Annotated in this window: 18 protein-coding genes; 2 read left to right on the top strand and 16 right to left on the bottom strand. The window is 62.4% G+C overall.

The window, feature by feature from the left end; translation table 11 throughout:
- Positions 1-96: 96 nt before the first annotated feature.
- The 5 genes from lptB to SALLO_RS0104265 form a co-directional block, all read right to left on the bottom strand.
- Positions 97-858: an LPS export ABC transporter ATP-binding protein gene (gene lptB / locus SALLO_RS0104285; protein WP_022835085.1), complete on the bottom strand. Its 762-nt coding sequence runs from the start codon at positions 856-858 to the stop codon at positions 97-99.
- A complete protein-coding gene (locus SALLO_RS15160) occupies positions 855-2348 on the bottom strand; it encodes an OstA-like protein (RefSeq protein WP_022835084.1) in 1494 nt (497 codons plus the stop codon). Before SALLO_RS15160 ends, lptB begins: the two co-directional genes overlap by 4 nt.
- The gene (lptC, locus tag SALLO_RS0104275; RefSeq protein WP_028566890.1) at positions 2338-2784 is read right to left on the bottom strand and encodes an LPS export ABC transporter periplasmic protein LptC; all 447 of its coding nucleotides are present in this window, start codon (positions 2782-2784) and stop codon (positions 2338-2340) included. The genes SALLO_RS15160 and lptC overlap by 11 nt, the downstream gene beginning before the upstream one ends.
- 122 nt (positions 2785-2906) lie before the next feature.
- Complete coding sequence (locus SALLO_RS0104270) at positions 2907-3407, bottom strand: DUF411 domain-containing protein (protein WP_022835082.1); 501 nt, start codon at positions 3405-3407, stop codon at positions 2907-2909.
- 40 nt (positions 3408-3447) lie between these two features.
- Positions 3448-3669 carry a heavy-metal-associated domain-containing protein gene (locus SALLO_RS0104265; protein WP_022835081.1) on the bottom strand — a complete coding sequence of 74 codons (222 nt, stop codon included), beginning with the start codon at positions 3667-3669 and terminating at the stop codon, positions 3448-3450.
- A 155-nt stretch (positions 3670-3824) separates the two neighbouring features.
- On the opposite strand from SALLO_RS0104265, the gene ansA reads away from it, so the two are divergent.
- On the top strand, positions 3825-4922 hold the full coding sequence (gene ansA, locus SALLO_RS0104260) for an asparaginase (protein ID WP_022835080.1): 1098 nt from the start codon (positions 3825-3827) through the stop codon (positions 4920-4922).
- A gap of 33 nt (positions 4923-4955) precedes the next feature.
- Here the strand turns inward: ansA and SALLO_RS0104255 are convergent, their stop codons facing one another.
- From SALLO_RS0104255 to SALLO_RS0104245, 3 genes are read right to left on the bottom strand one after another with little or no spacing between them, the layout of a single operon-like run.
- The gene (locus SALLO_RS0104255; RefSeq protein WP_022835079.1) at positions 4956-6503 is read right to left on the bottom strand and encodes a hydroxymethylglutaryl-CoA reductase; all 1548 of its coding nucleotides are present in this window, start codon (positions 6501-6503) and stop codon (positions 4956-4958) included.
- A gap of 29 nt (positions 6504-6532) precedes the next feature.
- Positions 6533-7741, bottom strand: a complete 1209-nt coding sequence (locus SALLO_RS0104250; RefSeq protein WP_022835078.1) for an ArsA family ATPase — start codon at positions 7739-7741, stop codon at positions 6533-6535.
- A gap of 7 nt (positions 7742-7748) precedes the next feature.
- Entirely contained in the window at positions 7749-9047 is a 1299-nt protein-coding gene (locus SALLO_RS0104245; RefSeq protein ID WP_022835077.1) for a bifunctional folylpolyglutamate synthase/dihydrofolate synthase, read from the bottom strand.
- A gap of 648 nt (positions 9048-9695) precedes the next feature.
- Between SALLO_RS0104245 and asnA the strand changes: the two genes are divergently transcribed.
- Positions 9696-10727, top strand: coding sequence for an aspartate--ammonia ligase (gene asnA / locus SALLO_RS0104240; RefSeq protein WP_028566888.1), 1032 nt, complete (start codon positions 9696-9698; stop codon positions 10725-10727).
- Between the two features lie 188 nt (positions 10728-10915).
- On the opposite strand, the gene SALLO_RS0104235 is transcribed toward asnA, so the two are convergent.
- From SALLO_RS0104235 to SALLO_RS0104200, 8 genes are all read right to left on the bottom strand, one after another.
- Positions 10916-12298 (bottom strand): alkaline phosphatase D family protein, encoded by a 1383-nt coding sequence (locus SALLO_RS0104235; RefSeq protein ID WP_157621244.1) that lies wholly within the window; start codon positions 12296-12298, stop codon positions 10916-10918.
- A gap of 91 nt (positions 12299-12389) precedes the next feature.
- The gene (locus SALLO_RS0104230; protein ID WP_022835073.1) at positions 12390-12911 is read right to left on the bottom strand and encodes a YybH family protein; all 522 of its coding nucleotides are present in this window, start codon (positions 12909-12911) and stop codon (positions 12390-12392) included.
- Between the two features lie 159 nt (positions 12912-13070).
- The gene (locus SALLO_RS0104225) at positions 13071-13685 is read right to left on the bottom strand and encodes a PH domain-containing protein (RefSeq protein ID WP_022835072.1); all 615 of its coding nucleotides are present in this window, start codon (positions 13683-13685) and stop codon (positions 13071-13073) included.
- 162 nt (positions 13686-13847) lie between these two features.
- Positions 13848-14327, bottom strand: coding sequence for a TspO/MBR family protein (locus SALLO_RS0104220; RefSeq protein ID WP_022835071.1), 480 nt, complete (start codon positions 14325-14327; stop codon positions 13848-13850).
- A gap of 15 nt (positions 14328-14342) precedes the next feature.
- Positions 14343-14870, bottom strand: a complete 528-nt coding sequence (locus tag SALLO_RS0104215; protein ID WP_022835070.1) for a MerR family transcriptional regulator — start codon at positions 14868-14870, stop codon at positions 14343-14345.
- A gap of 139 nt (positions 14871-15009) precedes the next feature.
- Positions 15010-17259, bottom strand: a complete 2250-nt coding sequence (gene cas3, locus SALLO_RS15155) for a CRISPR-associated helicase Cas3' (RefSeq protein ID WP_051141290.1) — start codon at positions 17257-17259, stop codon at positions 15010-15012.
- Positions 17252-18181, bottom strand: a complete 930-nt coding sequence (gene cas7p / locus SALLO_RS15150) for a type I-PGING CRISPR-associated protein Cas7/Csp1 (protein WP_022835068.1) — start codon at positions 18179-18181, stop codon at positions 17252-17254. Before cas7p ends, cas3 begins: the two co-directional genes overlap by 8 nt.
- Positions 18182-18223: 42 nt before the next feature.
- On the bottom strand, positions 18224-19771 hold the full coding sequence (locus SALLO_RS0104200; RefSeq protein ID WP_028566885.1) for a hypothetical protein: 1548 nt from the start codon (positions 19769-19771) through the stop codon (positions 18224-18226).
- Between the last annotated feature and the right edge of the window lie 3 nt (positions 19772-19774).

Here is a 19774-nt window from a genome sequence, read left to right as displayed (position 1 = left end):
CATTGCCTCCCCGCCATGCCCCGCCAGTGATTGGTGCACACCGTCCGGGGACCGGCGGAGGATGCGCGTGCAATCAGCGCAACAACGATGCCTTGCTCAGTAGCGTTCCAGCGAAAACTTCTCGCCAAGGTAGCGCTTGCGCACCTCGGGGTCGGCCGCCAGTTCCTCGGCGGTGCCTTGCTTTAAGATAGATCCTTCGTACAGGAGATAGGCCCGGTCGGTGATGGCAAGCGTCTCGTGCACGTTGTGGTCGGTAATGAGTACGCCAATGCCGCGGGCCTTGAGGCCGGCCACAATTTCTTGAATATCTTCAACCGCAATGGGGTCGACGCCCGCGAACGGCTCATCCAGCAGAAAGAACCGCGGCCGCGTGGCCAGGGCCCGGGCAATTTCGGTGCGCCGTCGTTCGCCGCCGCTTAGGGCATAGCCCTTGGAGGCGCGTACGGTCTCCAGTCCAAACTCTCTGATGAGGGCCTCCACACGCGCGCGCCGATCTTCAGCGCTGATGTCTTGAAATTCGAGGACGGCGTGCAGGTTGTCCTCTACGGTCAGCTCGCGAAAGACGGATGTTTCCTGCGCCAGGTAGCCCACCCCCCGCCGCGCGCGCTTGTACATGGGCAGCCGCGTGATGTCATCGCCGCCCAGGTAAATGCGGCCGTCGTTGGGGCGCACCATACCCACGATCATGTGGAAGGTGGTCGTTTTGCCGGCGCCGTTGGGGCCCAAGAGCCCCACAATCTCGCCTTCTTGCACCGATAAGCTAACGCCCTTCACCACCTCGCGCTTGTCGTAGCGCTTGCGCAAGTCGGCGCCGCGTAGGGTGAGCGGGGCCTCCGGACCGGATGAGGAAGCAGTCATGGGGCAGCGGTTAAGGCCTGGGGAGCAGTCTGCGCCGTGTCGGCGGGCGTGCGCGTGGTATCGGGCGGGGCAGGCAGGGGGCGCTCGCGGAAGCGACGCAACAGCGCCCCACGCGTGGGGCGCGCCTCGGGCGTCCAGCGGTAGTTGCTTAGCCGAAACGGCTCGGGGATAAGTGCCGGCTTGTAGTAGCGGCTCTGGGTGCCGCCAATGACGCTCGCCCGTTGCAAGGTGCCCGTGCGAAAGCGCAAAACGATGCGGTCGCCCGACACCTTCGCTGCGCCCTGCAGCGTGCCATCGGCGGCCGCCATGTAGCGGATGGCCTCGGCCGTTGGGCGCGCCACAATTTGGCGGAGCGAGTCGTTGGCAAAGCGAGCGGTGATGGTTTGTCCCTGCAATTGCTGTATCTTGCTGAGCGTCGTATCGCGCTGGCCAGCAAACGCCTTGCGCCGCACAAACACGGTGTCGAGCGAACGGTTGCGGGCCACCACGCGAATGCTGTCGCCGTGCACCTGCGCATTCCGGAACCACACGTTGGGCGTCTGGAACAGACGCGTTTCTTCATCGGGCGGCTGGGTGGAATCGGGGGCGGGGATGCGGTCGTACACCACGGAGTCGGCCGTGGCGGCCAGCTTGGGCTGCCAGATGCGCACCGAGTCGACGGCAACGAGGCGGCGGAGCGTGTCGGTGCGTGTGGCCACGAGGCGATGGGCCGCGACGGCCAGCGTATCGGTGGGGGCGCCGGTGCTGTCGCGGCGCACGCGCACCAGCAAGGCGTTGCCGCGCACCCGGCTGAAATTCTTCGGCTCGTCGTTGTAGGCGTAGCGGCCCCACAGGTAGGTCAGGTCGGCCGTGGAATCGGCCGAGGGCGCGTTATCGCCGGTGCGCCGGATGAACACGTTGCCCCAGGCGGTGGAGCGGTTGCCCGTACGGTCGTACACCAGCGAATCGGCCCGCAGGTACGTTTGCGGATCGCGGGAGGTCACGTGGCCATCAAACGCGGCCCGCTCCTCTTCCGAGAAGTACACGCCGCTGCTGCTGCGCAGGGTGCGGGTGCTATCCACCAAGGTGACCGAATCGGGGAAGACGGCGCGCTTTGCGTTGGTGTAGTAGATGGCGCGCGGCGCGTAGACGTCTACGGCGCCGTCGGTAAGGTGCACGTTGCCGCGCGCATAGCCCACTTCGGTTTGTTGATTGTAGCGCACCGTGTCGGCGCGCAGCGTGTCGCCGCGTTCGTAAATCACCACGTTCTCATCGAAGCGAATCACGCGCTCGGACAGGTAGCGAAGGGCATGCCGCGACGTTACGATCGTGCTGTCTTGGCGCACGCGTACGTTCCGAAAGAGCTCCTGGATGCGTTGCCCGGCGCGCGTGCCAGAGACCAGCGAGTCCGCCTGCACAAACACGCGCGAGGTGTCGGTGGTCGCGGGTTGGGCCGCTACGGGGACCGCTGCGCAGCACCAAAAGAAAGCAAATAGCAGGCTACGCATCATCCTCCACGTCAACGGCGGCAGAAAAGCGACCCAGGCGGTACGAATCGAGCGTTTCATCGGCCACCAGCCCGTTGCCCTGCACGCGCTCGGTGGGCGTCACAATACGGACGAAGCGGCGCGTTCGTATCTGACGGTCTTCCTGTTGCCACGTGAGGTGCTCGGTGTACAAGCGCTTGTTGTCTACCGTGCGCACCACCACCGCGCCAAAGGCCTCCGCGCGCTTGTCCTCGCTGTAGTAGCGAATGCTGTCGGCGTGGATGACGGCCGACGAATCGCCGCGCGTGTTGAACACCGTGGTGCGTACGCGCTGCGTGTCGGGGGCGGTGAAGACGGCGTAGGTGCTGTCTTCAAATTCGTACTGGGCCATGCGGGCGGCGCGAATACGAGCGCGCGGACGGTCGCCGGTTTCGAGGAGGAGCGACACGTCGTAGCTCACGAACGTAGGACGCGGGCCGCGAAGGGAGTCGGCCGTAGTACCGGCGCGCGGGGCGTTCGAAGGCGCGCGTCGGCAGCCGATGCAAAGGAGCACTCCAAGGCCGCACAGCAAGGCCTGTCGCATCACGGCTGGTGCTTGGTAAAGATGTACGAGCGGCCGTCCGGCAGAAACGCGACCACGTTGTACGGGTCCGGGTTGGGCCCTTCCATGCCCGGCGAACCGACGGGCATCCCCGGCACGGTAAGGCCGCGCACGTTGGGCTTCTCGGCCAGCAGTTTCTTGATTTCGGGGGCGGGCACGTGTCCTTCCAGCACGTAATTGCCCACCGTGGCGGTGTGGCACGAGCGCAGCCCGCGGGGCACGCCCAGGCGCTGCTTGGTCGGCTGCACATTCGGGCGCGTCTTCACCTCAACCGGCCAGTCGTTGGCCTTCAGGTAGTCCACCCATTTGCCGCAGCACGTGCAGGTGGGGCTTTTGTACACGGTTATCGTGGGCGCGTCGGCGGGGGCCTCGGCTGCAGTGGCTTGCTGCCACCAGGTGTAGCCGCCCAAGCCCAGGGCGGCCAAGACCAGCCCAATGCCAAAGACTTTTACGTACGTAGCGGATGTTGGAAACGTAGACATATAGGGTGCAGCGTCATGAAAAAAGTATGCAGCGCCGGTGCTAAGCAGCCGCTGGGGTACGGTCGGTGAGGGTGTAGCCGGCGTCGCTTATGATCTGGGCAAGCGCATCGCCCGATACTGCCGATGGATCGTACTGCACCTTGGCCGAGCCAACGTTTACGGTCTGTACCGTCAGCCCTTTGACGTTTTCGAGGGCATCGCGCACTGCGCTCACGCAGTGGTCGCAATGCATGCCTTCAATGATTAGCGTTTCTTCCTTCATGGAATGCTGCAGGAGGATCTATAGCTTGTGGATCGGAAATACCCCGCTTGGGGGGCGAATTGTTTCGTTGAAAGCGGACGCAAGCGCGTTGCAATCGCCAACCGCGGCCCGCTATCTTGTGGCGCGAAAGCTCTTGTCCACCACAGCATCTGCTTATGGCGCGCATTCTCATCGTGTACACCGGCGGCACCATCGGGATGAAGAAAACGGCACAGGGCTATGCCCCGGTGCCCGGCTACTTACAGGCGCAAATCGAAGCGCTTCCGCCGTTTCAGAGCGATGGCATGCCGGCGTTTGAGGTGCATGCGTTCGATCCGCTGCTCGACAGCGCGAACATGGCGCCGCGCGACTGGCTGCGCATCGCGGAAACCATCCGCGACGCCTATGCGGCCTACGACGGCTTTTTGGTGGTGCACGGGACCGACACGATGGCGTTTACGTCGTCGGCCCTGTCGTTTATGCTCGATCCGCTCGATAAGCCCGTGGTACTCACCGGGTCGCAGATTCCCCTGGCGGAAACCCGCAACGACGCGCAAGGCAATCTGCTCACGGCGTTGCTGTTGCTGGAACAGTATGCCGCGCGCCTCGCGGGGGTTTTTCTGCACTTTAACGACCGCCTGTACCGCGGCAACCGCGTCACGAAGGTGAATGCCGATGCGTTTGCGGCTTTCGACTCGCCCAACGTGCCGCCGGTGGGCACGGCGGGCATCAATATCGAGATTGCGTCCGAAGCCCTGCGCCCGCGCTCGCCCGAGGGGCCATCGCCCGACGACACGGCGCCCGCGGTTACGGCACTGGGCGATGCCACCGTGGCCGCGTTTCGGCTCTTTCCGGGCCTGGAAGCACGCTACCTTGCCAACGTACTGGCCCCGCCGGTGCAGGGCGTGGTGCTGGAGTGCTACGGCTCGGGCAATGCCCCGCACGCCAACACCGATTTTTTGGAGGCGCTGCGCGAGGCCACGGCCCGCGGCGTCGTCATTGTGGATGTCACCCAGCCGCTCTACGGCACGGCCGACCTGGAGCTCTACGCCACCGGGCGGGCCCTGCTGGACGCCGGCGTGGTGAGCGGGTACGACATGACCACCGAGGCGGCCCTTGCGAAGCTGTACTACCTGTTCGAGCAGGGCCACTCCACCGATCGCGTTGCCGCCCTGATGCAAAAGAATCTTCGGGGCGAGCTCACCCCGCCCGAAGAAGAGCCGACATCGGTAGGCAAGACGCGGCGTCGCCTCGCACGCTACCGGCAGCGCTAGGAAGCAAGCGGGCGCCGGGCTGCCGGTTACGCGCTACCGGTTGCGGCCGTACGATTCGTGGCTGGAGACCCAGTCCGACGACGAGATGGCTGACCCGAGCGAGAGCTCGCCGGCCAGCGCCACGCTGGCTACAATCTCGGCAAACTTCTTCACCTTGTTCTTGCCGTAGCACCCCATCAGCTCCAGGCACTCGCGTTGCGTGGCGAGCCCGGTGCCGCCGCCATACGTGGCCACGATGAGCGACGGAATGGTGAGCGAGACGTACAGGTCGCCGTCGTCGGTGAGTTCAGAGTAAAGCACGCCGGCCGACGACTCCGATACGTTGGCCACGTCCTGCCCGGTGGCAATGAACATTGCCGTGATGGCGTTGGGCGAGTGGGCGCCGTTGTTGTGAGCGCCCGACAGAAAAGCGCCTACGGTGGCCACGTTGCAGTGGTAGTGCAGGCTCTCGGGCTCCACACGCATGGTTTGGATGAGCACGTCGCGGTCGATGACGGCCTCGGCGGTTACGCGCTTGCCGCGGGTGCGCATCACGTTGACCTGCGAGGCTTTCTTGTCGGTCGCGAAGTTTGATTCGAGGTAGAAATGCTGGATGGGCTTCGGGTAGGCATCGATGATCCAGCCGCAGGCGGCAAACGTGGCCCGGCCCACCATATTTTGCCCGGCCGCGTCGCCGGTTTCATAGTTGAAGCGAAGGTAGGCAAAGCGGTTCGACTGAAACTCGTCGATGTAGAGCAGCTTCGCCACGCTGGAGGTGGCCTCGGCCTCCTCGCGGATGGTATCCATGTGGGCGCGTACCCACTGCACGAAGTCGCGGGTTTCGCGGGCGTCGTTGAAGACAAACACCGGGGCGCGCTGCATGCAATCGGCCACCACCGTGGCTTTGATGCCGCCGCTGAGGTTGCACAGTTTGATGCCGCGGTTGTAAGAGGCCACCAACGTGCCTTCTGAAGTGGCCAGCGGAATGAGGAAGTCGCCCTGCGCGTGCTCGCCGTTCACGGTGAGGGGACCGGCTAAGCCCAGTGGAATTTGGGCGCTGCCAACGAAGTTCTCTATGTTTCCCTTCGTGCTGTGCGGATCGTACGAGTAGTGCTTTACATGCTCCAGCGCCTTTCCGGTAAAGTCCTCAGCAAAGTGTTGGCGCTCCTTGATGATGGCTTCGCTGTAGTCGTCCTCGCTGCTCCGGGGAATGCGCGGCAACGAATCGTCGTCTTCGGTGATGGCATCCTCAACGGCAAAGTCGAGCTTGCCAAACGGCTTGCTCCGAAAGGCGAGTTCGACGCCATACTTGCCGGGCTCCAGCGGCCCAATGCCCCGCGCCACAACCGTCATGGTGCGCCGCAGCGGAAAGTCGAGCGGCTGACTCTTGGAGATGTCGCCGGGTTCGTAGACGTCCCCGTCGCCCGTGATAAGCTGCAGGTCGTCGAGCGGAACCGGCGTGCCGGCAATCTTCACGCGGAGCAGCTCGGTTAGCGTGGCATCGGTCAGCCGGTTCTTGATCGAAAACTGCACCCCCTGATCGGTATTTTCGAGGCTATTGAAGGTGTAAAGCTGCTTAAGAAGCGCGGTAGGAACGAACATAGCGGTCGGAAAAAGGAAGGATCGTGGCGTTACGCAGCCGCGAAGCGCGCGTGCAACCACCCGTCGCGCCAAAAGCTGCGGGTTAACGTATAATAACGAAGGAAATTGGGCAATGTATAATTTCTGCGCTGATTGGCCACCTGCACCACCAACTCGTCGCCAAACTGCTGGGCGCTCACCGTCGCTGTATCGGCAAAGGGCAGGCGGATGCGGACCTCGTAGGTGTCGTCGCGTTCTTCCACCACGTACGTCGGCTCATCGAAGAACACGTCGGTGGGGGCGCGGCCGTCGTAGAGGCCCTCGGCAAGCGGTGCAAGGCGTTCCATGCCAAACACCTCGGCGCCCTGGTGCGGCACGCGCAGCACCGGCAGCGGCGCAAAGCTGCGTTCAATCTCCTCCAGGTAGTCGCGCTGGGCGGTTACGTAGCGGTGGAAGAACGACCCGTCGGGGATGTCGTCGGTTGGCAACACGCGGTTTACAATCACGCTGTCGACGCCATAATCGTACAGCTGAAGGTACGTGTAGGCCCGCCGGGCCTCCTGAATGACCATCTTTTCGGGATTCATCACCAGGCGAATAGACGTGACGGCGCGGTCTGACAGCAGCGCACGCACGCGTTCCAGCTTGTCGAAGATAGCCTCCAGCTCGTCGTAGCCTTTGTCCAGCGGGATGCCGGTTGTTTTGCGCACGCCAAACCCCACGGACTTAAACGCCCACTTTTGAAAAGGGAATGCGTTGGCGAGCCACCACCGCGTCACCTGCGGCAGCGTGAGTAGCGTAAGCGTTTCGCCGGTGGGCGCGCTGTCGACCACAATCAGGTCGTAGTCGTCCTCGCGGGCGGCCTGCTCCAGCCACAGCAGCACCGAGCCTTCGTTCATGCCGGGCAGGGCGGCCAGCTCCTCGGCGGCCACTTGCTCTACGCCCTGCCACCGAAAGACCGTAAGCATCAGCTCGCGCATCGAGCCCCAGTACTTGCGCATCGAGTAGTACAGGTCCACCTCTTGCGCGTAGAGGTTGGGCGCTACGGTGCGCGCCTCGGGGCCGAGGTCGCAGTCGAGGGCATCGGCCAGGCTGTGCGCCGGGTCGGAGGACAGCACGAGCGTTTTGTAGCCCGCGCGGGCGGCGTGGAGGGCCGTGGCGGCCGCACAGGTCGTTTTCCCGACACCGCCCTTTCCGGTAAAGAGCAAGATGCGCGGGGCGTCGTCCGGAAGGTTGGGGGCGTCAGCGCGGGGCAGCATAGGCGGGCTACAGGGTCAGCAGATCGGGAACGGCGCTCACCACGTGGTGCGACCCGGTGACGAGCAGGCCGTCGTTGGGGCTTGCGTTGCGTAGAAAGGCCTTGATGCCGCGGGCCACGGTGGCCGGCGGCGTGGTCGGAACGTTGTGGGCGTCGAGGCGGGTCCGCAGCGCCTCGGCCGACAAGGCGCGCTCGGACGAGAGGATGAGGGGCGTGACGGTGGTGTTGAAGGCGCGCAGGAGCCGCGCAATGGAGGCGGCGTCTTTGTCGCGCAGAAGGCCCAGCAGCACGTGCAGACGCCGCCCGCGGCCCGCGATGATCGGGGCGACGGTGGAGAGCGTGGCGGCAATGCTTGCTGCGTTGTGGGCCACGTCCATGACCACCAGCGGGGCCGAGCAGATCACATCGAACCGCCCCCGCAGGCCCGCGAGCTTCCGTACGTCATCCAAGCCGGTGCGCAGGGCCGTTTCGTCCGGCGGATCGAACAGCAGCTCGGCCGCCCGTACCGCGAGCGCCGCGTTCATCTGCTGATGCGGACCCGAGAGCGGCAGGCGAAGGCGCTCGTAATGCCGAAGCGGCGTCCAGCAGTCAAACGTGGTGCCTAGGCCGTCGCCCGCGTGCGCCGCCCACTCGACCTCGTCGTGCAGGTGGTGCAGCGGGGCGTCTTGTGCGTGGGCCTGCGCCTCGATGGCCGCGCGCGCCTCGGGCGGGGCCACGCCGCTGAGCACCGGCACGCCGGGTTTGATGATGCCTGCTTTTTCGCGGGCGATGGCGCCGAGCGTGTCGCCCAAGATGGCAGTGTGCTCCAGCGACACCGTGGTGATGAGCGCGAGCGCCGGGGTGATCACGTTTGTGGCGTCCAGGCGGCCGCCCAGCCCCACCTCGATCACCGCCCAGTCGACCGCTTCCTCGGCAAAGTAGCGGAAGCTAAGCGCCACGGTGGCCTCAAAAAAACTCGGCTGAATATCAGCAATTGCCGACTGATGGGCTGCGAAGGCCTGCGCCAGCCATTCGGGCGGCGCCGGGGTGCCGTCCACGCGCATGCGCTCGGTTACGTGGGCGAGGTGCGGCGACGTGTGGAGGCCCGTGCGGTGGCCGTGCGCGGTGGCAATGGCCGCAATCATCGAGGCTACCGAGCCCTTGCCGTTGGTGCCCGCTACGTGCACGCAGCGCAGCTGCTCGTGTGGGTTTCCCATGGCATCCAGCAGCGCGTGCATGCGCTCCAGCCCCGGCTTGTAGGCAGCATCGGCCTCGCCGGCGTACCGGGGAAGGTCATGCAGCAGAGCGAGCGCAGCGTCGACGGTCATAGATGGGAGGCGTAACGGAAACGGATCGCGGCTGCTTGCACAATAAGCAGCGAGCGCCCCGTTTACAAATCAACCGCGAAGGAAAGGGGCGTACTCGTCGTCCAGCTGAAGGTCTTGCGCCTTGATGCCCCGTCCTGGATCCTAAATCACGTTCAGGATGACAGGCAAAGTAAATAAGCCAGATGCCGACCTAACCCGCGCCCATACGCTCCCCCATCCACGTCATTCCGGGCCTCATCCCGCACAAGTCATCCCGGACCCCGATCCGGGATCCAGAGTAAATACCGGGATCCAGAGCAAATAAAAGCCCATCTCAAACTTTTTGGGTCATCTCCTTGCATCTTTCATGACCCCCCCTATGTTGTCAAGCGTCATGAGCATTCATCCCCACATATCCGTCGGTTTCTCCTGCCTGCACGCCCCGGTATGCAGCGCGCAGGCCAACGTATGGGTGAATGCGAATCTGAATTCAAATTTGAATTTGAACGCGAATAACAACGCCATGACAGCCGGCGGATAGCACCGCATACTCCCGTACCGTATTCGAGTGAACCCGCTGGCCATCAGGTGCCGGTGGGTTTTTTTATTGCCTGGCGGCCTGATGCAGGGCGGGCGCTTGATCGTGATCGCTCACACTATCAACCAACGATAAGCGCCATGATTACCACAGCAACCTACACCCCTGTCCTCGGCGTAGTCGAGACGCAGCGCGCCGCCGCACGCATTAAACGCCTATTTGGCGATGCGCTCGCCGACCGTCTCTCGCTCATCAAAATCAGCGCGCCCAAAGCGCTCCGCGTAGGCACCGGCCTGCAGGATGACCTCGCCGGCACGCAAGAACCTGTAAGCTTCCACACCACGTTCTCTGACGACAAGTACGAGATGGTGCACAGCCTTGCCAAATGGAAACGTGCCCAGCTGGCTCGCTACGATATCCCCGTGAGCGAAGGCGTTCTCACCGATATGCATGCTATCCGCAAGGATGAAAGCATCAGTGAAATTCACAGCGTACATGTGGATCAGTGGGACTGGGAGCAACGCATCACCGCAGAACAACGGACGCTGGACTTCCTGAGGCAGACGGTGCGCACGATTTACGACGTGCTCCGCTACACGGAGTCAGAAATGGCCCACGCCTACCCCGATCTGGCGCCGCGTCTGCCGGAAGAGATCACTTTCATTCACACCGAAACGCTGGCCGAGCGCTACCCGGATAAGACGCCGAAGGAGCGTGAAGACGCCGCGGCACGCGCGCACGGCTCCATCTTCGTTATAGGTATTGGCGCGCCGCTGCCCGAAGGCGATCCGCATGACCTGCGCGCCGCCGACTACGACGACTGGACTACCCCAACGGCAGAGGGGCCGGGCCTCAACGGCGACATTGTGGTGTGGGACGACGTGCGCGGGCGCGCGCTGGAGCTCTCTTCGATGGGCATCCGGGTTGACCCAGAGGCGCTCAAGCGCCAGCTTAAGCACGTAGGCCGCGAGCACTACAGCGATCAGGCGTTTCACAAAGGCATCCTCGATGGGTCCATTCCGCCCTCCATTGGCGGCGGCATTGGGCAGTCGCGCGTGTGTATGTTCATGCTACGCAAAGCCCACATCGGCGAGGTGCAAGCCAGCATCTGGTCTGACGAGATGCGCGCCGAGTTGGAAGACATGGGCATTCCTCTGCTGTGACCCGCCCTTCGATACAGCAAAAGCCCAGCCTCGGAGCGCTACCGAGGCTGGGCTTTTTTATTGTTCTGCGATAGAACGGTCACTTCATGTTTTTATCCAAGCCTGTGCGCAGGGCCGTTTCATCCGGCGGATCGAACAGCAGCTCGGCCGCTCGCCCCGTTTACAAATCAACCACGAAGGAAACCGGTTTACTCGTCGTCCAGCTGAAGGTCTTGCGCCTTGATGCTCCGCTTCCATAGCAAAGCGCCGTCGATGTCGTAGGTACGAATGGTGAGCGTGCGGTCTGTGCGCGGCCCGCTAAAGGTGAGCGTGCCAAAGTTGCGCTGTTCCACGAGCGTCCCTTCAATCCGCCGCGGATTGTCCTCGTTTACGTTGGCTGCGCCAGCCGTGAGGGGCGAGTTCGTAAACTCGTAGAGCGGATAGAAATTTTCCGGGGTGTAGCGCATCAGTTCGGTGTGGTGCCGGTCGCCCGAGAGAAACACGACGCCCTCAATCTTTCGCTGCTGAATGGCGCTGAGCAGGTCGGATTGGTCGTCGGGGAAGCTGGACAGGGCCTCGTAGCGGTTGGCGGGGTTGAGCAGCTGTCCGCCGTTCACCACGATCTTAAACGGCGCATCGCTCGTGGCCAGCGCATCAATCAGCCATTGGAGCTGCGCCTCGCCCCACATGGTTTTCTCGTCGGTAGTGGGCGCATCGTTTGGCGAGCGGTAGTAGCGGTCGTCCAGCAGGAAGAACTCCACGTCGTTCCACTGAAACTTGCCAAAGACGCCGGGCACGTTGGGCCGCCCGTAGTTGGGATTGGCCCAGTAGCGCTTGAAGATGTCGAGCGCCGCGCCGCGCAGCCGGTAGGAGCGATTCGAGTTGTTGGGGCCGTAGTCGTGGTCGTCCCACGTGGCGTAGTTGTGCGTGCTGCCCAGGAGCGCCTGCATCTCGGGCGTCTGGCGCGTGTGGGCGTAGCGGTAGCTCATCATGGTGGGCGTGGCCCAATCCACTTCGCGGTAGTACACGTTGTCGCCCAGCCACACCATCAGGTTGGGGTTCAGGGCGGCAATGGATTCGAAGATGCGGTAGTCGCCGCCGTAGGGCTCGCCGGGCCGGTCGTACGGCGGGTCGTTGATGTAGGCGCAGGAGCCCACGGCCACGGTAAAGCGCGGTGGATCGGTGCGCCATTGCCACAGCTGCTGCGTTTGGAAGCGCAGCGGATAGGGCCGGTCGATCGTCACGCCGTTCAGAATCACCTCGTAGCGGTAGGTGTTGCCGGGTTCGAGGTGCGCGATCGTAAACTCGGCAATGTGGTCGCCCGCGGCGGTGGTGTGGTGCACCGGCGTCAGCAGCGTATCCGGGTCGGGGCGAATGGCCGGATTGTCGGTGGAGGGGTCGGTGAGGCTCCAGTAGCGAAGCTGCACGTCTGCGGGGCGCGTGGTTTGCAGCCACACGGCCACCTCGCGGTGCGTGCCGTAGCCCACCATGGGGCCAGAGCGCAGCAGCGACGTGGCATCTTGGGCGAGAAGGGCCGTGCAGGTTAGAAGCAGCCAAAGGGGCGCAAGGGCGGCGGTGCGGAGGGTACGCATGGCACAAAGGAGGCAACCAGAAGGACAAACACGCTTCATGATAACGAAGACCGGGCGTTCTGCTGTTAACCGTGGTTGAAGTTATCAAGCGTTAATGTGGCGACGCCGCGGCGTCCCACTCGGCGGCCGTTGCCCGCGCCTTCTGATACTCCATGAGCCACTGCCAGGCGCCCTGCGTGCGAACCAGCAGCGCCTCGAAGTGGATGTAGGAGGGCGTTGGGGAGGTGCCCTCGGGCGCAGCGGCGTATCGGAAGATGCCGGTAACGTGCGCCGTAGACGCGCCCAGGCGGCGTTCGGTAAAGCGAAACGAGACGCGTGCCGTCCGCTCACCGCGGCGGGTGGCCGCAAAGCCCGGCTTCCATTGCTGCAGCGCCTTTTCGATCGGATACGAGCGCCCCGAGAGGCCGTTCACCAGCACCGCATCCTCGTGGTAGAGGGCCGCATAGCCTTCAAAATCGCCGGTGCGGACGGTGCGGGCGGCGGTTTCCCAGAAGGCATCGAGCGCGGCGCGCGTGCTGTCGGAGACGGGTTGCTGCGCCCACAGCAGCGAGGGCCCGAGCAGCCAGAGGGCCACGAAAAGCAGCGAGCGGCGGGGCGAAACCGGCAGAACCATGGATGACGGGGGCCTAGAAGCGGAGCCAGTTGACGGCCCATAGCTTACAACGTAAGGGCACCGCATGCAACAACACCCGAACCAGGCAGGGCCCGATTCGGGTGTTCGCATGCGCAACGCGTCCCACGAAAAGGACGCTGCGGCCTGTAGGCAACGGCGTCAGTTCTTGATGTACTTGCTAAAGACCGCGCCAAAGTCCTTGCGGGTATGGTCTGTGTAGGCGCTTTGCATGGCCTCGTGGATGTACGTATGGACGGCCTTGAACGCCTCGCCCTTGTTCACCCCTTCGTGGTTGCCGCTTTGGAGGATGTGCGTGGTTTTGTCAAGACTTTCCTCCGCCTCGCGCCGTTTCCGCTGGTTGTCTTCCGCAATGAGGGCCATCTCGATCAGCGTCTTGTAGAGGTCTTTCAGCTGCGAGAGTTGGTCCTTTTCGATGTCCAGCGACAGGGTCTGGTTGCCCATGCCGAACTTGATTTCCACGTCGCGGTCCACGCGGCCGGCGGTTTCGAGGGTGACGCTTGAGATGGGGTGCTTGTAGTACTCGTAGCGCTTCAAGGTGCGTTTCGTGCTCTGCGCACTCTGGCCATCGACGTGGATGAGGGCCCGGTTGGTGAAGCAGTACTCGTCTTGCTTCGACTTGATGAGGAAGAAGATCTTTTCGCCGTCCTCGTGCAGGATGTAGTCGTCGGAGGCCGTCTTGTCGTAGTCTTCCGGCGGAATGATGGTGCCAATGTCGCTGATGCCGAGGGCATCGGAGGCCATTTTCTTGAACATGGGTGGGAGGCTGTTGGAAGAAGAAAACGCGTGAGATGACGGCGCTGGAAAGCCGCCACGGAATAAAGCGTATGTTTGCGCGCGCACCGGACAACCGGCGTGGCGGCTACACACCCGTTTTACGCACGTGGCGCAGCGATCGTTACAGCCGCCGCAGACGCATCAGTTGAGCCACGCGATGGCCGCGTTGAGGGCCACCGCGTAGGTGACCCACAGCAGATAGGGCACGAGGAGCCAGGCCGTCCAGCGGCGCAGGCGTCCAAACGCGTAGAGGGTGGCGGCGATGAGCAGCCAGAGGCCGACGATGACGATGAGCCCGCTCAGGATGGCGCGGGCGCCGAAGAAGACGAGCGTCCACCCCACGTTGAAGACCAGTTGCAGGCCAAAGAGGCCGAGGGCGACGCGCCGCTTCGTGGGCGACCGGTCGAGCGACCAGATGCCGTAGGCCGCGAGGCCCATGAGGGCGTAGAGCACGATCCACACCGGCGCAAAGAGCGCATCGGGCGGCGTAAAGAAGGGCTTGTTGAGCGTGGGGTACCAGGTGGTCACCGACTGGCGGGTTGCCCATCCCGCGAGGGCCCCGGCGGCCTCGCAGCCTACGATCCAGGCGATGAGGGCCACGATGGAGGACGGGCGGCGCATGGCAGCAGTACAGGATTAGTCGTGAGGCGACGGGTCGACGATGGCATCCAGCAAGGAGACCAGCGTCCCACGGATGTCCTGGAGCGCGCCGCGCAGTTCGGCCTCGCGTGCCGCGCGCTCGCGCTCGGCGGCCAGGGCTTGCTGCGCCCCCGCGGTGGTGTACTTCTGCTCGTTGAGCAAGTGGTCGATGTGCTCGATGACGGCCACGTCCTCTTCCGTGTAGTAGCGATGGCCGTTACGGTCGCGCACCGGGTTGAGCACGTCAAACTGCGACTCCCAGTAGCGGAGGACGTGCGGCGGCTGGTCGATGTAGGTGCTCACCTCGTGCGCGGTGAAGGTGTTGGCCGGATGCTCGGCCGGCTGCAGGATGGGCGCCTCGGCCGCCGATGGGTCGCTATCAGAGGAAGGCACCGGAGGCGTATCCGCCGACGCCGATGGAGGCGTCGCGGCCGGCGGCGTGTCGTCCTCCGTCGCGTCATGAGCCGGCGATGTGTCGTTATTCGGCGCGACCACGGTATGAACCCTGAGCTTGATACGCGGCATGCGGCACGGATTGCTAGCAAATAGCGTTATATTCTTGTTAGCACATGCGTTTTGGTTCCCCGCATGAACAATTGCTGCTGCTCAATCGGCGGTATGCGTCGATTTGCGTAATAAAACGACGGGTCGTGGCGTCCGAAAATTATACGCAGCGGTCCTGATAGGATCGCTGGCGGTTAAGGTCGAGGATGAGTCCTTCGGTGGATGAGTAGACCGGCGCATACCAGGCCGTCTCCTCCTCGTCGCCCACGCGAAACCGCAGCTTTTCCTGCGGCACGCGCCCGATCTTTTGGCCGATTGCGACCTGGTAGCGGGGCACCGAGACGCCACAGTCCTGCGCAAACTGCCGAAAGTCGGCGTAGCTGTCGAAGCGGTGCGGGCGTTGGGTCAAGACGGTAACTTGCGGTGGGATGTCGCGGCTCTGCCAGTCATCGGTTGCGCCGCTGTCTTCATCTACGTGACGGGCATTTACGATGAGCCAGTCCTGCGCCAGATGCTTCCGCAGGCGCGCGCTGTTCTGCTCAATACGTGTATCCATCGGCGCAAAGTCATCAGGCGTGCTATAGAGCTGGTCCACTGCATCGATAAAGTCTTGTGCCGCGTGTGGCTTGTACCGGAGGGTCTCTTGTGTTTCGCGGAGGGGAAGACCGGGGTGCCATGTGTTTTCGTCCCGGTCGTACGTGCCGTAGGGTGCTGGGTATAACTCGCCATCTTTCATCGGCGTAACCACGTGCAGGACGCCGACCTCCATGCCTTCAAACCGCCCAGCTCGTCCCGCCCGTTGGGCCAACCGGTCGTACGGACACAGGTCGCTCACCATCACAGGGGCACTAATGTTGAGGCTCATCTCGCCGATTTGGGTGAGGATAGCTATTCCGTCTGCTTTGTCCTCTGCCCACGCTTCTTGCCCGAGCGCGTCGATGAGCTGGCCCTCGATGTCTTTTTTATCGGACTCGGTAAATCGCGAGTGATACAGGATTGGCCGAGTGTCCTGTTCACAAAACCAGTCGTAGTAGGCTAGCGCTCGCTTGACGGTGTTGGCATAGATGATGGCCGTCGGTGTCTCCATGTTGGCGATGGGACGCAAAACATCGGAAATATCACCGGGCGTTTCAGCAGCACCGGCGTCGACGAAGGTGCAGCGCGTACGATCAAGGTCGGAGGTGTCCTCAACCAACACATCAATGCAGTAGAATTCTTTCGCGGCATCTGGCACCGTCGCACTCATAATGAGCACTGGCACCTCAAACTGGCGCAGCACCTGTAGCAGTACCTGAAGGTTAGCCTGTACAAAGGAATCATAGAAATCGGCTTCGTCAATGATCACGCAGCTATTGCACAGGTGATAGAAGATGCTGTGGTGATCCTCGCGGGTACCCGTGAGTGCAATGCACAGGTGGTCAATGGTACAGACGGTGACCGGTGTTGCCAGCAAGCGTGCCATGCGATGCATTTCGCGGGCATGATGCTTTGCGTTAGGGTCCACGTCCGCGCCTTCCTGCGCGTTGTTTCCCTTTTTGTAGCGCGCATACCAAGCGCTTGAGTGGTAAAGGCCGGTTTCGCTCACGTTCTTGTTTACATCCAGCGCCAGCGCGTTCGACGTAAACCGTGTGGGCATAGCGATAACACACCGGTCGGCTCGATCCGCGTCAATCTGGTGCTGGGCCCACAGGAGGGCTGCATCTGTTTTGCCGCTGCCGGTGGGAGCCCGTAGAATCATGGCAGGCTCGTTCCATGCTTCTTCTATGACCCTCTGCACGCCACGCGGTGCATCGTACGGGAACGTATAATCAAACGTAAGATCGGTAGTGGGATCTGGCACCCATCCGCTCTTCTCCTGGATGCTTGCGCGTGTGTCGGCCAGTTGCAACAGGGTGCGAACCCCTGTAAGGCGAAAGCGCTCGTTCAGCGCCTCTTCCGTGAGATTGTCTGGCGGGCGAAACGTCCAGCGACGTGCCGTCTGGTAAAACGCCGTCCAGAGTTCTTCAAACTGCCCATTGGCGTCTTCCAACCATCGGTGTTTGTGCCGGTAGCTCAGTTTCCCATGGTGCGCCGCAATGGCTGTCTTTTCGGGCAGGGTCAGTTCCACGCCGTGCTTCTTTGCCCAATCGAGTGAAGCCAGTTCATGGCGCAAGTGGGCTTGCATTAAGTGCCGGCCTCCTCCTTGCTCCGCATCCTTTCGGCAGGCACGTTGCCACGTCGGATGCATCTTCCCTTTGTCGTGCACCTCGGCAGCGTGAAGCACCTGCGGACGCAACGCCTCGCCGGTCTGGATCTGATACTTCTTTTCCAGAAAGGGGAACGCATCCAGCCAGCGGCGCGCCTCATCGACAACGTGGCGCGTATGGGCCTTCAGCGTCGTCCCGTCTGTCTTGGCGAGGATCTCAGGCATCGGCCTGTTCGGCAAATTCTTCGAAGGGTACCGGGTCCGCCCCGTCTGTCGGATCGAACAGGCTATCGATAGCATCCAGGGCTGCTTGATACGCCTCGTGAACACTAGGGCCGTCGGTGGTCGTGTCGTCGCCGAAGAAGTAGGTTGCGCCGCGGGCTTTGAGCTCCGCCTTCAGATTCTCTTGCTCGGCCTTACTCATGTCAAAGTACCGAGCCGCTTTGCGTGAGAGGCGCGTGTCGAGCACGATCAGGGCTTTCTGCGGCTCGCCGGTGGTGGCGTTGCGCGCCTGGTTGGCGTAATCGGTGAGGAAGCGTGTTGCCTCCAGAAAGAGGCGTGCCCGTCGTTGCCGTTCGGAGTTGTCGACGTGCTTTACGTACTCGGTCTTGATGTGCCGTTCGTCTTCGTAGGTGAAGGCTTTGCTGACAGAGAGCGCCGTCGCGTCGAGATGAAAGCTCATCTGCATCTCGTCGTCTTGACTAAACTCATTCGTGGCCAGGGCCTGCTTCTGCTTCGACTCTTCGTTTGTGTTCTGCTTGATGCGTATGAGTAGATCGCGGCCCACCTCGCTCGGTTCGGTGGCCACTGCGAACGTCGCGCTCACCGGTGCTGTCCTACGTCCTGAGTAACTTCCCTGCGATGGGTGCATGAAGCCGCCCATGTCCGCCCGCAGGTCTTTTTCGATTTGATTCGTCGTACCGTCTCCGTTGCTGACGTACGTGTCCCCCCGGTCCTCATCCTCCAGGTTGAGCCGCTCGATCGCGCTGAAGAGTGCGTGACGCTGCATTTGGCCAGAGATATACACGCGCCCGTCGGGGCGACGCTTGATCGAGGATGCATTACCAAGCAGCTTTTCACCGCCGTTGGCCGTGTGGTTCGTCATTGGCGAAAGAAGCGCGACTGAAATACCTTTGATGTTTTGCATGGTGTCGTGCAGTGATTGATGAAAGATGGTGTGTCCGGATAATTAGCTGTCGTCCGTCATGTAGCCGGTCTCGTCGATTTCATCGGCAGAGGTTTCCGTGACGTCGGGCGACGACTTGTTGGAACGAAGGCGCATGTAGGCCAGCACGAGGTCTTTTGCCTCGTCAAATGCGACTTCGCCGGTGTTGACGGCTTCAATGAACCGGGCGGCCTCGGCCGGCACATCTTGGTTTGCCTGACGTCCAGCCATGACGTTCAGTTGAGCAAAAAGTGCACTCGGGCGCCGCGCGCTCAGCGCCGTGCCCTCAAGTTGGGCAAGCGCACGAGCCTTTGCTTCGTACAAAGTGCGCCCCGTGCCGCCGCCTTCCTGCTCCTTATTTTGCTCCACTTCGTCTCTGGCTACGAAGTATGCTACTGTATTGAGGTATGCCCCATAGGCCCGAGCAGAGCGGACAATGTCAGGGTCAATTGTGTATTCGCTCATGATAAAGTCAGTGATGATGGATGAGAAAACGGTTTCGTACTGCACGCGGAAGGCCAGAAAATCACGAAAGGCAGCTCGCGTGTAGAGCTGGAGAAAACGACTCGCCATCCGAAAGAAGCTCTTCCTCGTGGGGCTGTCGGGTTTGTTGTCGTCCTCGTTGTAAAACCGTGCCCGATAGAGGCTGTCGATGACTCTTGGAAGGTTGTGCTCCTGCGCGAGGCGCGCGGCATGGTGCCCGATAAACTCCTGCCGCATCAGATTACCGTCGTAGCTGACGAGGTAGATCGGGCGTCCAGCCATTTGGTCGAGGATGGGCGCCACTTCCGAAAGTCGATCTGCCCGCTTGGCCCATTGCCCCATCGCGCCCAGGAGTCCAACAGGCCCGAAGGCGCTGCTCCGCGGGGCGTCCGGGTAGTTGCCATCGAAGAGGGGTGGTCGCTTTCGCTTGCTGCCTTCTTTGCGCTGGAGCGTCAGCGGTCGTTTCAGCTCGCTGTCCTGCATGTCCCGAAAGAGCTGTACGAAGCGGATCATGCCCTCCAGGTCGAGATCCGGAATCATAACTTGGTTCGTGAAATCCACTTGGCCGGCTGGTTTGGCAGGCGTCAGTGTCGCAACCAGCGAAAACACGGTCTCCAGCTTTGTCGATTTCGGGTTGGAGAGCGACGCCGTGCCCTCGTTCAGCTTCGTGGTGAAGGGCGCAAATGAACGCTTTAAATCCGTCGATGCATGAGGATCTATCTTTTGATTCAGCTCATGCAGAAAACCGCGAGCTTCTTTGATAAGATACCGGGCGTTCCGGTCATTAATTACCACATGGGGGGCAATGTAATACCCACCCGCTGCCTTCTGGCCGCTCGTCTCTAATTCATCGGCCGTGAGATAGCGGTAGCGCAGTATGCGATCTTCGTCGAGGTCGTCTTGCGTATGTAGACGGAACGTGCCCAGTGCTGCTTCGACGGCGTGGCCCGCCATACGAATCAGGAGTTTGGGATTGTCCAGAGCCGCTTGCCAGCTGTTTGTCTTGCCCTGTTGGGCCAGTGTAGCAGCAAGTCCATATCGGGGGTACGGATGGTCGAAGAAGAGAACAGAATCGTTCGAAGCTTCCATCGT

Source organism: Salisaeta longa DSM 21114 (assembly GCF_000419585.1).
Classification (GTDB): domain Bacteria; phylum Bacteroidota; class Rhodothermia; order Rhodothermales; family Salinibacteraceae; genus Salisaeta; species Salisaeta longa.
The sequence above is the reverse complement of the archived record's forward strand: the minus strand, read 5'-3'. Positions and strand labels throughout refer to the sequence as shown.

Coding starts and splice junctions, on each gene's coding strand:
- lptB (WP_022835085.1), bottom strand. CDS start 858: ATGACTGCTTCCTCATCCGGTCCGGAGGCCCCGCTCACCCTACGCGGC.
- SALLO_RS15160 (WP_022835084.1), bottom strand. CDS start 2,348: ATGATGCGTAGCCTGCTATTTGCTTTCTTTTGGTGCTGCGCAGCGGTC.
- SALLO_RS0104270 (WP_022835082.1), bottom strand. CDS start 3,407: ATGTCTACGTTTCCAACATCCGCTACGTACGTAAAAGTCTTTGGCATT.
- SALLO_RS0104265 (WP_022835081.1), bottom strand. CDS start 3,669: ATGAAGGAAGAAACGCTAATCATTGAAGGCATGCATTGCGACCACTGC.
- ansA (WP_022835080.1), top strand. CDS start 3,825: ATGGCGCGCATTCTCATCGTGTACACCGGCGGCACCATCGGGATGAAG.
- SALLO_RS0104255 (WP_022835079.1), bottom strand. CDS start 6,503: ATGTTCGTTCCTACCGCGCTTCTTAAGCAGCTTTACACCTTCAATAGC.
- SALLO_RS0104250 (WP_022835078.1), bottom strand. CDS start 7,741: ATGCTGCCCCGCGCTGACGCCCCCAACCTTCCGGACGACGCCCCGCGC.
- SALLO_RS0104245 (WP_022835077.1), bottom strand. CDS start 9,047: ATGACCGTCGACGCTGCGCTCGCTCTGCTGCATGACCTTCCCCGGTAC.
- SALLO_RS0104235 (WP_157621244.1), bottom strand. CDS start 12,298: ATGCGTACCCTCCGCACCGCCGCCCTTGCGCCCCTTTGGCTGCTTCTA.
- SALLO_RS0104230 (WP_022835073.1), bottom strand. CDS start 12,911: ATGGTTCTGCCGGTTTCGCCCCGCCGCTCGCTGCTTTTCGTGGCCCTC.
- SALLO_RS0104225 (WP_022835072.1), bottom strand. CDS start 13,685: ATGTTCAAGAAAATGGCCTCCGATGCCCTCGGCATCAGCGACATTGGC.
- SALLO_RS0104220 (WP_022835071.1), bottom strand. CDS start 14,327: ATGCGCCGCCCGTCCTCCATCGTGGCCCTCATCGCCTGGATCGTAGGC.
- SALLO_RS0104215 (WP_022835070.1), bottom strand. CDS start 14,870: ATGCCGCGTATCAAGCTCAGGGTTCATACCGTGGTCGCGCCGAATAAC.
- cas3 (WP_051141290.1), bottom strand. CDS start 17,259: ATGCCTGAGATCCTCGCCAAGACAGACGGGACGACGCTGAAGGCCCAT.
- cas7p (WP_022835068.1), bottom strand. CDS start 18,181: ATGCAAAACATCAAAGGTATTTCAGTCGCGCTTCTTTCGCCAATGACG.
- SALLO_RS0104200 (WP_028566885.1), bottom strand. CDS start 19,771: ATGGAAGCTTCGAACGATTCTGTTCTCTTCTTCGACCATCCGTACCCC.